Below are 15,019 nucleotides of genomic sequence, written 5' to 3'. Positions count from 1 at the left end.
TGGACGGGGCTCCTGCCGTGGCGAACAGGTGGTGATCAGTGGTGGCCGTGGCCGCTCGTGATCTCCTTGTACTCCTCGGCGGTCGGCTTGGGGATCTGGCCGTCCTCACCGAAGTAGGCGGTGCTGAGCTTGGCGCGGAGCTTCTGCGGGCCCTTCACCTTGCGCTCGACACCGTTCTCGTCGACCGTCGGGCCGATCTCGGCCGGCTGGTACTGCTCGTGCGCCGTGAGGGTGTGCATGGCCTCCTGGCTGAGCGGCTCGTGCACCTCGACGAACTCACCGTGCGGCAGGCGCTTGATGATGCCCGACTCGCGGCCGTGCAGCACCTTGTCCTTGTCCCGGCGCTGCAGGCCGAGGCAGATCCGCTTGGTGGCGATGAACGCGAGTACCGGTCCGAGGAAGAACCCGATGCGCACGAACCACGTGACCGTGTTGATCGACAGATGGAAGTGGGTCGCGACGATGTCGTTGCCACCGCCGATCAGCATGATGATGTACGCGGTCACCCAGGCGACACCGAAGGCCGTACGGGTCGGGGCGTTGCGCGGGCGGTCCAGGATGTGGTGCTCGCGCTTGTCCCCGGTGACCCAGGACTCGATGAACGGGTAGAGCGCGATGAGCGCCAGGAAGACACCGAAGATCACCAGCGGGATGAGCACACCGAGGACCAGTGTGTGGCCCCAGATGTTGATCTCCCAGCCGGGCATGGCACGGATCAGACCCTCGGCGAAGCCCATGTACCAGTCGGGCTGGGCGCCCGTGGAGACCTGGTCCGGCCGGTACGGCCCCAGCACCCAGATCGGGTTGATGGACGCGACCGCGGCCAGCATGGCGATGAACCCGAAGACCAGGAAGAAGAAGCCTCCGGCCTTGGCCATGTAGACCGGCAGCAGCGGCATGCCGACGACGTTCTTGTTGGTCTTTCCGGGACCCGCGAACTGGGTGTGCTTGTGGTAGAAGACCAGGATCAGGTGGCCGACCACGAGCCCCAGCATGATGCCGGGCAGCAGCAGGATGTGGATCGAGTAGAACCGCGCGACGAAGTCGCCGCCCGGGAACTCCCCGCCGAACAGGAACATCGAGATGTACGTGCCCACGATCGGCATCGACAGGATGGCGCCCTGGGTGAAGCGGACACCGGTGCCGGAGAGCAGGTCGTCGGGGAGCGAGTAGCCGGTGAACCCGGTGAACATGCCCAGGACGAACAGCAGGAAGCCGAACAGCCAGTTGATCTCACGCGGCTTGCGGAACGCACCGGTGAAGAAGACGCGCATCATGTGCACGAACATGCCGGCCAGGAAGACGATCGCCGCCCAGTGGTGGATCTGCCGGATGAGCAGACCGCCGCGGACGTCGAAGCTGATGTCCACCGTGGAGGCGAACGCCTCCGACATCAGCTGCCCCTGGAGCGGGACGTAGCTTCCGTGGTACTCGATCTCGTTCATCGAGGGGTGGAAGAACAGCGTCAGATACACACCCGTGAGGATGATGATCAGGAAGCTGTAGAGGCAGATCTCGCCCAGCATGAAGGACCAGTGGTCCGGGAAGATCTTGCGCATGTTGGCCTTGGCCAGGGAGTAGATCCCCAGCCGGCCGTCGGCCCAGTCGGCGATCTTCTCGCCGGCCGGCGCCTTCTCTCGCGAACGTCCCGGCGCGCCGGCGTCCGAGGGGTTCGGGGTGGTCGTAGTGCTCATCCGCGCTCCCAGAAGGCAGGACCGACGGGCTCTTCGAAGTCGCCGTGCGCCTCAAGATAGCCCTCGTCGTTCACACCGATCCGCAGCTGCGGAAGGGCGTGACCGGCCGGGCCGAAGATCACTCGGGCACCGTCGGAGAGGTCGAAGGTGGACTGGTGGCACGGGCAGAGGACGTGGTGCGTCTGCTGCTCGTACAGGGAGATCGGGCAACCGACGTGGGTGCAGATCTTCGAGTACGCCACGATGCCCTCGTGGGACCACTCAAGTTCCTGCTTGTCCTTGATGTTCTCCGGCTGGAGCCGGACGATCATCAGGGCGGCCTTGGCGATCTCGGTCTGGAAGTCGTGGTCGTGCTCCTCCAGGCCCTCGGGCTTGGCGAACGTGAGCGAGCCCACGGCGACGTCGGAGGGACGCAGCGGCTCGTCGGTGTTCATGTTGACGAGCAGCTTGCCCTTGGACCACAGGGTGTGCCGCAGCTTGTCCTCGGGCAGCGGACCGAGGTCGCGCAGCAGGACGATGCCGGACAGCGGGAACAGGGTCAGCGCGCCGAACATCGTGTTGCGGATGAGCTTGCGGCGGCCGAGCGCGGATTCCTTGGCGCCCTGCTTGAAGTCGGCCAGGACCTTGGCCTTGACCTCGGGCTCCGCCGCGATGGCGTGGCGCTCGTCGGCCATCTCCTCGTCGGACATCAGGGTGCGGGCCCAGTGGACCGCGCCCGCGCCGATGCAGAACAGCGCCAGGCCGAGCGTCATGCCCAGGGCGAAGTTCAGACCGCTGATGTGGCCGAGCGGGAAGATGTAGACGATCCGGTCGGCCGGGATCGTCACGAAGGACGCGATGAAACCGACCGTGGCGAGCATCGAGAGCGTGAACAGCAGGGCGACCGTGCGCTCGGAGCGCTTGGCGGCCCGCTCGTCGATGTCCTGGATGCGGTGCTCGTGCGGCGGCAGACCGGGATCCGCGAAGGGATCCTTCTCATGCGCCACGCTCACGTCACCGTGCGCGTGCTCGTCGGCGGCCCGCTCGGCGGGCAGGTTCTCTTCTGGAATGTCTTGGCTACTCATGACTTCTTGGCCTTTGCGGTCCGGGCGGCGACCCACACGGCGACGGCGATCAGCCCGCCGAGACCGAAGATCCAGCCGAAGAGACCTTCACTGACCGGCCCGAGGCCGCCCAGCGACAGGCCACCGGGGCTCTCCGATTCATCGCCGTTGACCGCGTCGAGGTACGCGATGATGTCCTTCTTGTTCTTCTCCGTCAGCGTGGTGTCGGGGAAGGACGGCATGTTCTGCGGGCCCGTCTGCATGGCCTCGTAGAGGTGCTTCGGGTCGACACCCTCCAGCGTCGGGGCGAACTTTCCGTTCGTCAGCGCGCCGCCCTTGCCGGTGAAGTTGTGGCACTGCGCGCAGTTGGTACGGAAGAGCTCCCCGCCCTCGGCGATGTCCGCGCCCTCGGGGTTGTACTGCTCCTCGGTCGGCACGTTCGGACCGGCGCCCAGCGAGGCGACGAACGCCGCGAGCTGGTCGATCTCCGCCTGCGAGTAGATGACCTTCTTCTTCGGAACCTGCGCGCCCGGCTGCTGGGCGGGCATGCGGCCGGTGCCGACCTGGAAGTCCACGGCCGCGGCGCCCACGCCGACCAGGCTGGGACCGTCGGTCGAGCCCTCACCGCCGGTGCCGTGGCAGCTGGCGCAGCCGACGGCGTAGAGCTTCTTGCCCTCGTCGATGGCGAGGGACTGGGCGGATGTATCGGCCTGTGCCTTGTCCGCGGGCGCGAACGCGGTGTACAGCCCCCCGGTGGCCGCCAGCGCGAGGAGTAGGACGACGACCGCCGCCAACGGATGGCGTCGTCGTGCGGAGAGCTTTTTCACGGATTACCCCGGTGTCAGGATCTTCAGCGTCGATGCTTCTGGAATGTACGCGGGAACTGGCCCGGCTACTTGATCATGTAGATCGTGGCGAAAAGGCCGATCCAGACGACATCGACGAAGTGCCAGTAGTAGGACACGACGATGGCGGCGGTCGCCTGCTCGTGCGTGAACCTGCGGGCCGCGTACGTGCGCCCGAGGACCAGCAGGAAGGCGATGAGACCACCCGTCACGTGCAGGCCGTGGAAGCCGGTGGTCAGGTAGAACACCGAGCCGTACGGGTCGGACGAGAGCGACAGGCCCTCGTGCTTGACCAGCTCGGTGTACTCGTACACCTGGCCGCCGATGAAGATCGCACCCATCACGAAGGTGACGATGAACCACATCCGGAGCTTCTTCACGTCCCCACGCTCGGCAGCGAACACGCCGAGCTGGCACGTGAGGGAGGAGAGCACCAGGATCGTGGTGTTGGTCGCCGAGAACGGGAAGTTCAGGGCGGACGCCATTTCCTTCCAATGGTCGGGACCGGTCACCGATCGGAGGGTGAAGTACATCGCGAAGAGGGCCGCGAAGAACATCAGCTCGGAACTCAGCCAGATGATGGTTCCGACGCTGGTGAGGTTCGGCCGATTGACCGACGGGTGCGCGTGCCCGGTATCTACTGTCGTTGCTGTCGCCACGACCGACATTATGTCGGTCGCTTATCCCGCCCTCACCTTGGGGGGTGCCGTTCGGGGTGTCTGTGGGGTGTGTCCAGCCCATATGGCCCATCGAAGCCCTGTCCGAACCGGTGTTGACGACGTGATCGAGGGAGTAGCATCCGCGCATCGGACCCTGTCCGTCTCTGTCTCTACGACGCTGACGTCCCGGAGGAAGAATGCAGCCGACCGCAACGGTGCTGGTCTACAGCGACGACTCCAACACCCGCGAACAGGTGCGGCTCGCGACGGGGCGCAGGCCCGCGACCGATGTCCCCCAGGTGGAGTTCATCGAGTGCGCGACCCCCGCGGCGGTGATCAAGGAGCTGGACCGCGGTGGGATCGACGTGTGCGTGCTGGACGGCGAGGCCGTTCCCGCGGGCGGGATGGGGATCTGCCGGCAGATCAAGGACGAGATCTTCAACTGTCCTCCCGTGCTGTTGCTGATCGGGCGGCCGCAGGACGCGTGGCTCGCGACGTGGAGTCGGGCCGAGGCGGCTGTGACCTTGCCGGTCGAGCCTGTGGAGTTCGCCGCCGCCCTGGCGGGGCTTCTTCGCAGCAGGCCCGCCCTAAGCGCTTAAGCGCCATTGGGGTCCCCTGTACGGCGGGTGCGGGTCCGCTGTGGCTGGTCGCGCAGTTCCCCGCGCCCCTGACGGGCCCCTGCGGGGCCCTCGGGGGGACTACGCCGGTTCCGGGGTGAGTCTCAGGCGGGACTCCGCGGTGGGGCCCTCCGGGGTGTCGGCTGTGAGGGCGCTGCCCTTGCGCCAGTTCTTCCAGGTGAGGTTCCAGTCACCGAAGCCGTTGCCGAACGGGTCCATCATGTCTCCGTACGAGTTGACGACCTTGACGATGTCGCCGGCGCGGACCGTCTCGAAGAACCACTCGGCGTTGGCGGTGCTCATGCCGGTGCAGCCGTGGCTGACGTTGGCGGCCCCCTGGGAGCCGGCCGACCAGGGCGCGGCGTGCACGTACTCGCCGCTCCAGGTGACCCTGGTGGCGTAGTAGACGGGCAGGTCGTAGGAGTCCGCGGTGCCCTCGGCGATACCGATGCTGGTGCCGCGCATCCGTACGAAGTACTCCTTGCCCAGCACCACTTTGACGCCGTTGCGGGTGTCGAAGCCCGGCTTGCCGGTGGTGACCGGGATCGTGTTGATCGCCTCACCGTTGCGGTAGACCGTCATCGAGTGCGCCGCGGCGTCCGTCACGGCCTCCAGACGATCGCCCGTGGTGAGCGTCAGGGGCTTGGCCGCGCCGCCCCAGAGGCGCTCGGCCACCTTGATGCCCGCGAGGTTGCTGTGGGCCCGCACAGTGGCGTGGGCGGGCCAGTACTCCTTGGGGCGGTAGTGCAGTTCCTTGTCGTCCACCCAGTGCCAGGCGCCCTCGACCGCGGGCTGCGACTGCACCTTCAGGGCCCGCTCGACGACCGCGCGCGCCGCTCTGTCCTTGACCGGGACGCTGAGTTCGGCGGTGACGGGCTGGCCCACGCCGTACGTGCCCTTGTCGGGGCCGAACGTCACGTCGAGCCGCTTCTTGGTCTTCGGGACGCCGGTCTCGAAGTCGACGACCTTGCGGCCGGGCGCGCCGTCGTCGTCCTCGGTGCTCACCCGCACCGTGTAGTGGGCTCCTGCGGCCAGCGGCGAGGTGCTGTGCCAGCGGCCTCCGTCGGCGGTCAGTTCGCCCGCCAGGTACCGTCCTGAGGCGTCCGTGGCCGTCACGTCGGTGATCCGGCCGCCGGAGTCCTTGGCGGTGATCTCCAGGGGCTTGTCCGGGTCGGCCTTCTTCCCGTCGCTGACGGCGGCGCTGAAGGAGAGGTCCTTCGCCGCGTCGTACGGCTCGGCCGAGAGCGGATGGCCGCCGGAGCCGCAGGCGGTGACGCCGACGCCTATGGCGACCATCAGTGCCGTGCAGCCGGCGGCGGTACGGTTCCGCGGGCGCGCCGGGCCGGCTTCGGCGCTCCTGGAGGAAGCTGAGTGGCTCATGTCCCGAGCGTAGGAACCGCGGTGCGGCACGGCTCGCCCATTGAGCCGTGCGAGGGACGGAACGCGTGGCAAAAGGGGGAAGCCCGGACCTCCTGACGGGGTGTCCGGGCTTCCGTGCGCTCAGCGCGTGTTACTGATTCTGGTTCTCTCCGCGGTAGTACTCGAAGACCCAGCCCCACAGGCCGATCATGATGATCGGGGCCGAGAAGAAGAGCAGCCACCAGCCGAAGACGACGCCCATGAAGGCGAGCGCGCCGCCGATACCGAGCGAGAGCGGCTGCCAGCTGTGCGGGCTGAAGAAGCCGAGCTCACCGGCGTCGTCCGCGACGTCGGCCTCCTTGTTGTCCTGTGCGCCCGTGTCGACCCGCCGGGCCGTGAACCACAGGTAGTAGCCGATCATGACGCTCAGGCCGAAGCCCAGGAAGAGCGCCGTGGTGCCGGCCGGCTCCTTCGACCACACGCCATAGACGATCGCCATGACGAGGATGAAGACGGCGAGCCAGATGAACATCTTGCCCTGGACCTTCACTTGCCCGCCTCCTTGCCGCCGGCGAGGGCCTTCTCACCGTGACCGGCGTTCTCAAGCTGGTCGAGGGCGGCGATCTCGGGGTGGTGCAGATCGAACGCCGGGGATTCGGAACGGATCCGCGGCAGCGTGAGGAAGTTGTGCCGCGGCGGCGGGCAGGACGTCGCCCACTCCAGCGAGCGGCCGTAACCCCACGGGTCGTCGACCTCGATCTTCTTGCCGTACTTGGCCGTCTTCCAGACGTTGTAGAAGAACGGCAGGATCGACAGTCCGAGGACGAACGAGCTGATCGTCGAGATCGTGTTCAGCGCGGTGAAGCCGTCGGCCGCGAGGTAGTCCGCGTAACGACGCGGCATGCCCTCGGCGCCCAGCCAGTGCTGGACGAGGAAGGTCCCGTGGAAGCCGATGAACAGCGTCCAGAAGGTGATTTTGCCGAGGCGTTCGTCGAGCATCTTGCCGGTGAACTTCGGCCACCAGAAGTGGAAGCCGGAGAACATCGCGAACACGACCGTGCCGAACACCACGTAGTGGAAGTGCGCCACCACGAAGTACGAGTCCGAGACGTGGAAGTCCATCGGCGGCGAGGCCAGGATGACACCGGTCAGACCACCGAAGGTGAAGGTGATCAGGAAGCCGGTAGCCCACAGCATCGGCGTCTCGAAGGACAAAGAGCCCTTCCACATCGTGCCGATCCAGTTGAAGAACTTCACACCGGTCGGCACCGCGATGAGGAACGTCATGAACGAGAAGAACGGCAGCAGCACACCGCCGGTGACGTACATGTGGTGCGCCCACACCGTCACGGACAGACCCGCGATGGCGATGGTCGCGCCGATCAGGCCCATGTAGCCGAACATCGGCTTGCGGGAGAAGACCGGGATGACCTCACTGATGATGCCGAAGAACGGCAGCGCGATGATGTACACCTCCGGATGGCCGAAGAACCAGAAGAGGTGTTGCCACAGCAGCGCCCCGCCGTTGGCCGAGTCGAAGATGTGTGCGCCGAATTTCCGATCCGCCTCCAGCGCGAACAGCGCGGCGGCGAGCACGGGGAAGGCGAGCAGCACCAGGACCGCGGTGAGCAGCACGTTCCACACGAAGATCGGCATACGGAACATCGTCATGCCGGGGGCGCGCATGCAGATGATGGTGGTGATGAAGTTGACCGCGCCGAGGATGGTGCCGAAGCCGGAGAAGGCCAGACCCATGATCCACATGTCGGCGCCGATGCCCGGCGAGCGGACCGCGTCGGAGAGCGGGCTGTAGGCGAACCAGCCGAAGTCGGCCGCGCCCTGCGGGGTGAGGAAGCCACCGACCGCGATGAGCGAGCCGAACAGGTACAGCCAGTAGGCGAACATGTTCAGCCGCGGGAACGCCACGTCGGGCGCACCGATCTGCAGCGGCATGATCCAGTTCGTGAAGCCGGCGAACAGCGGCGTCGCGAACATCAGCAGCATGATCGTGCCGTGCATCGTGAACGCCTGGTTGAACTGCTCGTTCGACATGATCTGCGTGCCGGGACGGGCGAGCTCGGCGCGCATCAGCAGCGCCATGACGCCACCGATGCAGAAGAACGCGAACGACGTGACCAGGTACATCGTGCCGATCGTCTTGTGGTCAGTGGTGGTCAGCCACTTGATCACGACGTTGCCGGGCTGCTTGCGCCGTACGGGCAGCTCGCTCTCGTACGAGTCCTCAGCCGCGGCGGCACCCTGAGGTTCATTGAGGATGCTCACAGGTTGTTCGTCTCCCGGTTCTTCTCGTGGTCCGTCTGCTCGATGCCGGCCGGGACGTAACCGGTCTGACCCTTCTCGGCGAGCTTCTTGAGGTGTTCCTCGTAACGCTCGGGAGAGACGACCTTCACGTTGAAGAGCATCCGGGAGTGGTCGACGCCGCAGAGCTCGGCACACTTGCCCAGGAAGGTGCCCTCCTTGTTCGGAGTCACCTGGAACGAGTTGGTGTGACCCGGGATGACGTCCTGCTTCATGAGGAACGGCACCACCCAGAAGGAGTGGATGACGTCACGCGAAGTGAGGACGAAGCGGACCGTCTTGCCCTTGGGGAGCCAGAGGGTCGGGCCCGGGTTGAGCGTCTGCGGGTTCTTCGTGGCGGGCGTACCGACGTCGTAGACCCCGCCGGCGGCCGCCGGGAAGTCCTTCTTGAAGCGATCCGGGATCGCGTCGAGGTTCTTGTCGGTCTTCGCGTCACCGGTCGAGCCGTCGACGTTCTCGATGTAGTTGAAGCCCCAGCTCCACTGGAAGCCGACGACGTTGACCGTGACGTCGGGCTTCTTGTCGAGGCTGAGGATCTTCGACTCGTCACGGGCTGTGAAGTAGAACAGCACCGAGACGATGATGAGGGGGACCACCGTGTACAGCGCCTCGATGGGCATGTTGTACCGGGTCTGCGGGGGAACCTCGACCTTGGTGCGGCTGCGCCGGTGGAAGAACGCGCTCCACAGGATCAGGCCCCAGACCAGCACGCCCGTGGCGAGTGCTGCGGCCCACGAGCCCTGCCACAGGGAGAGGATCCGGGGAGCCTCTTCCGTGGTCGGGGTGGGCATACCAAGGCGGGGGAAGTCCTTGTATGTGCAACCGGTCGCGGTCGCCAGGACCAGACCCGCAGTCAGTGCCTGCAGCAGCTTCCGCCGCATCGGGCGCCGCGGCGAGCGGTCGGAGCCGTAGGGACTCACGTAGCGCCTTCCGAGAGTCTCGCCCGCGCGGTCGGCTGCGGCCTTCTCGCTGGTCGGTCGCCGCCCTGCGTCGGGCAGGGGTTTGGATGTTTATGCGGACCAAACCCTACTGGACGCTTTTTGGGGTCGCGCGGGGAGGGTCCCCAACGCGCCGCCACTCACCCCGAAGGGGTGGAATACGTGGCTCTGCGAGGCATGTGACGGGGCGTTCGGGTGTGCGCGTTCCGGGACGCCGGGGTTCGCGGTGTCCCTGCGGGGCGGGGCGGGGCGGTCGGTCGTCGGCCGCGGGCCGGTGGGGGCTGGTCGCGCAGTTCCCCGCGCCCCTGACGGGGCGGGACGGACGGTTCGTCGATAAGTGCGGGTGCGTCGTGGTTGGGCGCGCAGTTCCCCGCGCCCCTGACGGGGCGGGACGGACGGTTCGTCGATGACTGCGGGTGCGTCGTGGTTGGCCGCGTCCCTCGGGGCGGTCTTTTGGGGGCGCGGGGAACTGCGCGGCCCGCCCCCACCGGCCGGCAGCCGAACCGCAGCCGCCCGCACCCCGCCCCGTCAGGGGCGCGGGGAACTGCGCGACCGGCCCCCACCGGCCCGCGGCCGACGTGCCGGCCTCAGCCTCAGCCCCGGCTACCCCCGCCGGAGGCCACCGCATAGCGTGAACGTCGTGTCCTACTTCGACGTCGCGTCGTCCGCCCCCCTCCACCCCGTGGCCCGCCAGGCCCTGCACGCCTCGCTGGACGAAGGCTGGGCGGACCCCGCCCGCCTCTATCGCGAGGGCAGGCGCGCCAGGCTCCTCCTCGACGCCGCCCGCGAGGCCGCCGCCGAGGCGATCGGCTGCCGCCCGGACGAGCTGACGTTCACGACGTCCGGCACCCGCGCCGTGCACACGGGAATCGCCGGCGCGCTCGCCGGACGGCACCGCGTCGGACGTCACCTGATCGTGTCCGCGGTCGAACACTCTTCGGTGCTCCATTCGGCGGAGTCGCACCGCCGAGCCGGCGGAACGGTGTCCGAAGTGCCCGTTCTGCGAACAGGCGCGGTCTCCCCCGGCGCGTACGCGGAAACCCTGCGCCCCGACACCGCGCTCGCCTGCCTCCAGTCCGCCAACCACGAGGTGGGTACGCGCCAGCCGGTGGCCGAGGTCGCCGAAGCGTGCCGCGCGGCGGGCGTACCGCTGCTGGTGGACGCGGCGCAGTCGCTGGCCTGGGGGCCGGTCGAGGGCGGCTGGTCACTGCTGACGGGCAGCGCCCACAAGTGGGGCGGGCCCGCGGGCGTCGGCCTGCTCGCCGTACGCAAAGGGGTGCGGTACGCGCCTCAAGGCCCCGCCGACGAGCGGGAGTCGGGGCGCGCTCCGGGCTTCGAGAACATCCCGGCCGTCGTCGCCGCGGCGGCCTCCCTGCGGGCCGTACGGGCCGAGGCCGACGCCGAGTCGGTCCGGCTGCGGGAGCTGACGGACCGGATCCGCGCGCGGGTGCCCGAACTGGTCCCGGACGTGGAGGTGGTGGGCGATCCGGTCACCCGGCTGCCCCATCTCCTCACCTTCTCCTGTCTCTATGTCGATGGAGAGACACTGCTGCACGAGCTGGACCGCGAGGGGTTCTCCGTGTCGTCCGGATCGTCCTGCACGAGCAGCACGCTGACGCCCAGCCATGTGCTGACGGCGATGGGGGTGCTGAGCGAGGGCAATGTGCGGGTGTCGTTGCCGCTGGGCACTCCGGCGGAGGAGGTGGAGCGTTTCCTGGCCGTCCTGCCCCGTGCGGTCGCCGCGGTCCGCGAGAAGCTGGGCGCTCCCGCGGGGGCCGCGGCCACGGTGTCGCCCTCCGGCGCGCCGGACGCGCTCGTCGTGGACGCCCTCGGCAAGCGCTGCCCGATCCCGGTGATCGAACTCGCCAAGGTGATCACCGAGGTCCCCCTCGGCGGCACGGTCCGCGTCCTCTCGGACGACGAGGCGGCACGGCTGGACATTCCGGCGTGGTGCGAGATGCGGGGCCAGGAGTACGCGGGCACGGAACCGGCGGCCCAGGGTACGGCGTACCTGATCCGCCGGGTGACCCTCTAGCGCCGCCGAGCTCGGGTGGCGCGGTACGTCGGCGACTGCGGCCACGTCGTGGCTGGCCGCGCAGTTCCCCGCGCCCCTCGGGGAGGGGCTACGCCCCATCCCCGCCCCGTCAGGGGCGCGGGGAACGGCGCAATCTTTGGCCTTGGGAACCTCGGCGTGCGGGGAAAGACGCAGAGTCACCCCCACCCCCCAGGGGCGCGGGGAACTGCGCGACCAGCCCCCACGCGCCCGTGGACGAAAAACAACCCGAGCCAGCCCGGCCCCGGCGCAGCGGCTAAGCCAGATGCCCCTGGACCTGCGCCGCCGCATCATGCCCGTACGCCTTCGTGAAGCGGTCGAGGAAGTGCGACCGCCGCAGCTGGTACTCCTGCGTCCCCTTGGTCTCGATGACCAGCGTCGCAAGCATGCACCCGACCTGCGCAGCCCGCTCGTGCCCGACCCCCCACGCGAGCCCCGACAGGAACCCCGCCCGGAAGGCGTCCCCGACCCCGGTCGGGTCGACCTTCGCCGTCTCCTCCGGAACGCCGACCTCGATCGGGTCGGACCCGACGGCCTCGATACGCACGCCGCGCGCACCCAGCGTCGTCACCCGGTGACCGACCCGCGACAGGATCTCCGCGTCGCTCCAGCCGGTCTTGGACTCGATGAGCCCCTTCTCGTACTCGTTCGAGAAGAGGTACGTCGCCCCGTCGAGCAGCAGCCGGATCTCCTCGCCGTCCATGCGCGCGATCTGCTGGGAGAAGTCCGCGGCGAACGGGATCGACCGCGTCCGGCACTCCTCGGTGTGCCGGAGCATCCCCTCGGGGTCGTCCGCGCCGATGAGGACGAGGTCGAGCCCGCCCACCCGGTCGGCGACCTTCTTGAGTTCGATGAGGCGGGCCTCGCTCATGGCGCCCGTGTAGAAGGAGCCGATCTGGTTGTGGTCGGCGTCCGTGGTGCAGACGAAGCGCGCGGTGTGCAGCACCTCGGAGATCCGGACGGACTCGGTGTCGACGCCGTGCCGGTCCAGCCAGGCCCGGTACTCGTCGAAGTCGGAGCCCGCGGCCCCGACCAGGATGGGCGACGAGCCGAGCTGGCCCATGCCGAAGGCGATGTTCGCGCCCACGCCGCCCCGGCGTACGTCCAGATTGTCGACCAGGAAGGAGAGGGAGACCGTGTGCAGCTGATCCGCGACCAGTTGGTCGGCGAAGCGGCCGGGGAAGGTCATGAGGTGGTCGGTGGCGATGGAGCCCGAGACAGCGATACGCACGGCTAGGACACACTCCTGCGAGGAGGGGGATTGACAGTTCACGCTACCGGGTCGGCGTACGGCCGACGGTGGGGTCCCACTGGAGTTGTGACCGGAGTCCACTGGAGCCCTGAACTGCGAAGCGGGCAAAACTACCCGATAGTAGGGCTTTTTCGTGCGGCTTCCGGTGCATACGGTTCCGTTATGACGAACCTCAAGATCCATGGCGATACCCCGCTCGGTCTCGAAGCCGCCGCCGTCGAAGGCCTCGGAGGCGGTCTCGCGGAGCTGCGGGGCGACTGCGCGCGGATGGTCCCGCACTGGGAGGCCCCCGCCCGAATCACTGCCCGCCCGGTGTCCCCGGCACTCATCCACGGCGTGACCGTGCCGCCGGCCTCCGCCCGTCTGCTGGACGGGATGTCCGACTACGGCAACTGACCGGCCGGCGACGGCGCGCGGGACGACGACGGCCCGCCGATCTCGAACCCGCTCCCCCTGAAGGGAACCGCACGCTCCCCCGCCGCGTCCCATCGCTGTCCCCCGTAAAGGGGAGGCAGGATACGACCCTGCTCTGCCCTGATCCGGCCCGATCCGGTCAGGGGTGGGTCCCGTGGGACGACGGCGTGGCAGAAGGAGCAATGCGGTGGACACCGAGCGACCCGACAACGAAGCGGCCGAGGCCGCCGACGAGGACCGGCCGCGCCGACGGCGTTCGCCAGTGGCCGTCGCCTCGGTGGCGGCCGCCGTGCTCCTCGTCGGAGGCGGCGGGGCGTACTTCGCCGCCACCGCGACCGGCGGCTCCGGAGGAAAGGGATCCGGTACGCCGCGTGGCGAAGCGACCCCGCCGCTGCTCACCCTCGACGGCTACACGCAGAGCGGTACGGGCAACGGCACCGCGGGCTCCGGCGGCACGGACGGTATCGCGCCCGGTGAGCCCGACCCGAACGGCGTGACCTACCGCGCCGAGGGCGAGCTGCCGGACGGCCCCTCCTCCGCGGCCGTCTACCGGACCAAGGGCACGGTCACGGCCGCCGAGGTGGCGAAGCTGGCCGAGGCGCTGGGGGTGGAGGGCACCCCGAAGGCGGAGGGCGACGCCTGGAAGGTCGGCGCCACGAAGGACGGCTTCGGGGCCGGTCTGCGGGTGAGCAAGCAGGCGCCCGGCGCCTGGACGTTCAGCCGCTTCGCGCCCGGCAGCGACAACTGCAAGGGCACCACCACGTGCGCCGGCCGGAGCGGGACGGCGGGCGGGAGCCGGAGCGAGAGCGCCAAGGGCGCCGACGTGGACCCGGTGAGCGCCGCCGCCGCGAAGAAGGCCGCGGCGCCGGTCCTGAAGGCGGTCGGCCAGGACGACGCGAAGCTCGACGCCGGCCAGCTGATGGACGCCGTGCGCGTGGTGAACGCGGAGCCGGAGGTGGGCGGCCTGCCGACCTACGGCTGGACGACCGGCGTGCAGATCGGCCCGGACGGCCAGGTGGTGGGCGGCAGCGGCCAGGTGAAGGCCCCGGCGAAGACGGACACGTACCCCGTCATCAGTGCGGAGAAGACCCTCGGTCTGCTGAACGGGTCCGGGACCGGTGACGGGCGCGTGGGCATCGGCGGCTGCGCCAGCCCCGTACCGCTGAAGGACCGGGACGAGAAGCCGTGCGAGGCGTCGGGCACGGCGCCGAAGTCCGATCCGGTGGTCGTGGAGGACGCGGTGTTCGGGCTCGCCGCGCACTTCGTGGACGGCCGGCAGGCGCTGGTGCCGTCCTGGCTCTTCGAGGTACGGCCCCCGGGGACCGACGACAGTTTCACGGTGACCCATCCCGCGGTCGACCCGAAGTACCTGACCTCGCCGAAGCCGCCGGAGGCCGAGCCGAGCGGCAGCCCGACCGGGCCGCCGAGCCCGCGCACGAGCGAACCCGGCGGCGGTACGAGCACCGGCCCCGGGACCCGGGACGTACGGGTCGAGGGCTACAGCGCGGACGGCGAGGAGCTGACCGTGCGCTTCACCGGCGGTGTGTGCAGCGACTACTCGGCCTCGGCGGGCGAGAGCGGCGGCGAGGTGACGGTCAAGGTCACCGACAAGCCGGACAAGGACAAGGTCTGCATCATGATCGCCAAGGTCTTCCACGAGAAGATCGACCTCGGCAAGCCGCTCGGGGACCGCAAGGTGGTCGGCTCGGACGGCAAGGCGGTGCCCCAGGAGAAGGACCTGCCCGACCGGACAGGCTGACGGCTTGATGGTCTGACAGCCACGGCCGGTCCGAGAACGCCAAAGGCGGCGCCCCGTTGGAGGGGGC

At 68.9% G+C, this 15,019-nt stretch carries 13 protein-coding genes; 4 read left to right on the top strand and 9 right to left on the bottom strand.

The features are described 5' to 3' along the window. Positions 1-35: 35 nt before the first annotated feature. The 4 genes from qcrB to ctaE form a co-directional block, all read right to left on the bottom strand. Positions 36-1,694 (bottom strand): cytochrome bc1 complex cytochrome b subunit, encoded by a 1,659-nt coding sequence (gene qcrB, locus J8N05_RS15655; RefSeq protein WP_210883352.1) that lies wholly within the window; start codon positions 1,692-1,694, stop codon positions 36-38. Beyond that, a complete protein-coding gene (qcrA, locus tag J8N05_RS15650) occupies positions 1,691-2,758 on the bottom strand; it encodes a cytochrome bc1 complex Rieske iron-sulfur subunit (RefSeq protein ID WP_210883350.1) in 1,068 nt (355 codons plus the stop codon). Before qcrA ends, qcrB begins: the two co-directional genes overlap by 4 nt. Beyond that, positions 2,755-3,564, bottom strand: a complete 810-nt coding sequence (gene qcrC, locus J8N05_RS15645) for a cytochrome bc1 complex diheme cytochrome c subunit (RefSeq protein WP_210883348.1) — start codon at positions 3,562-3,564, stop codon at positions 2,755-2,757. The genes qcrA and qcrC overlap by 4 nt, the downstream gene beginning before the upstream one ends. Positions 3,565-3,629: 65 nt before the next feature. After that, positions 3,630-4,250: an aa3-type cytochrome oxidase subunit III gene (gene ctaE, locus J8N05_RS15640; protein WP_107017430.1), complete on the bottom strand. Its 621-nt coding sequence runs from the start codon at positions 4,248-4,250 to the stop codon at positions 3,630-3,632. A gap of 188 nt (positions 4,251-4,438) precedes the next feature. On the opposite strand from ctaE, the gene J8N05_RS15635 reads away from it, so the two are divergent. Beyond that, entirely contained in the window at positions 4,439-4,840 is a 402-nt protein-coding gene (locus J8N05_RS15635; RefSeq protein WP_107017429.1) for a response regulator transcription factor, read from the top strand. 99 nt (positions 4,841-4,939) lie between these two features. On the opposite strand, the gene J8N05_RS15630 is transcribed toward J8N05_RS15635, so the two are convergent. The 4 genes from J8N05_RS15630 to ctaC all read right to left on the bottom strand — a co-directional run bounded on the left by J8N05_RS15630 (position 4,940) and on the right by ctaC (position 9,456). Further along, complete coding sequence (locus J8N05_RS15630; protein WP_210883347.1) at positions 4,940-6,238, bottom strand: L,D-transpeptidase; 1,299 nt, start codon at positions 6,236-6,238, stop codon at positions 4,940-4,942. 130 nt (positions 6,239-6,368) lie between these two features. Then, complete coding sequence (locus tag J8N05_RS15625; protein ID WP_210883345.1) at positions 6,369-6,767, bottom strand: cytochrome c oxidase subunit 4; 399 nt, start codon at positions 6,765-6,767, stop codon at positions 6,369-6,371. After that, positions 6,764-8,500 carry an aa3-type cytochrome oxidase subunit I gene (gene ctaD, locus J8N05_RS15620; RefSeq protein WP_210883343.1) on the bottom strand — a complete coding sequence of 579 codons (1,737 nt, stop codon included), beginning with the start codon at positions 8,498-8,500 and terminating at the stop codon, positions 6,764-6,766. Before ctaD ends, J8N05_RS15625 begins: the two co-directional genes overlap by 4 nt. Then, on the bottom strand, positions 8,497-9,456 hold the full coding sequence (gene ctaC / locus J8N05_RS15615) for an aa3-type cytochrome oxidase subunit II (RefSeq protein WP_210883342.1): 960 nt from the start codon (positions 9,454-9,456) through the stop codon (positions 8,497-8,499). Before ctaC ends, ctaD begins: the two co-directional genes overlap by 4 nt. A gap of 658 nt (positions 9,457-10,114) precedes the next feature. Between ctaC and J8N05_RS15610 the strand changes: the two genes are divergently transcribed. Beyond that, positions 10,115-11,509 (top strand): cysteine desulfurase/sulfurtransferase TusA family protein, encoded by a 1,395-nt coding sequence (locus J8N05_RS15610; protein ID WP_210883341.1) that lies wholly within the window; start codon positions 10,115-10,117, stop codon positions 11,507-11,509. A 274-nt stretch (positions 11,510-11,783) separates the two neighbouring features. Here the strand turns inward: J8N05_RS15610 and J8N05_RS15605 are convergent, their stop codons facing one another. Further along, complete coding sequence (locus J8N05_RS15605) at positions 11,784-12,758, bottom strand: carbohydrate kinase family protein (RefSeq protein WP_210883340.1); 975 nt, start codon at positions 12,756-12,758, stop codon at positions 11,784-11,786. A gap of 183 nt (positions 12,759-12,941) precedes the next feature. Here J8N05_RS15605 and J8N05_RS15600 point away from each other — a divergent pair, with 183 nt between their 5' ends. Together J8N05_RS15600 and J8N05_RS15595 are read left to right on the top strand one after the other, a co-directional pair. Continuing rightward, positions 12,942-13,175, top strand: a complete 234-nt coding sequence (locus J8N05_RS15600; protein ID WP_210883339.1) for a hypothetical protein — start codon at positions 12,942-12,944, stop codon at positions 13,173-13,175. A gap of 205 nt (positions 13,176-13,380) precedes the next feature. After that, positions 13,381-14,952, top strand: coding sequence for a hypothetical protein (locus tag J8N05_RS15595; RefSeq protein ID WP_210883338.1), 1,572 nt, complete (start codon positions 13,381-13,383; stop codon positions 14,950-14,952). The last annotated feature ends 67 nt before the right edge of the window (positions 14,953-15,019 follow it).

The organism is Streptomyces liliiviolaceus, from assembly GCF_018070025.1.
In the GTDB taxonomy this organism is placed as follows: Bacteria; Actinomycetota; Actinomycetes; order Streptomycetales; family Streptomycetaceae; genus Streptomyces; species Streptomyces liliiviolaceus.
The sequence above is the reverse complement of the archived record's forward strand: the minus strand, read 5'-3'. Positions and strand labels throughout refer to the sequence as shown.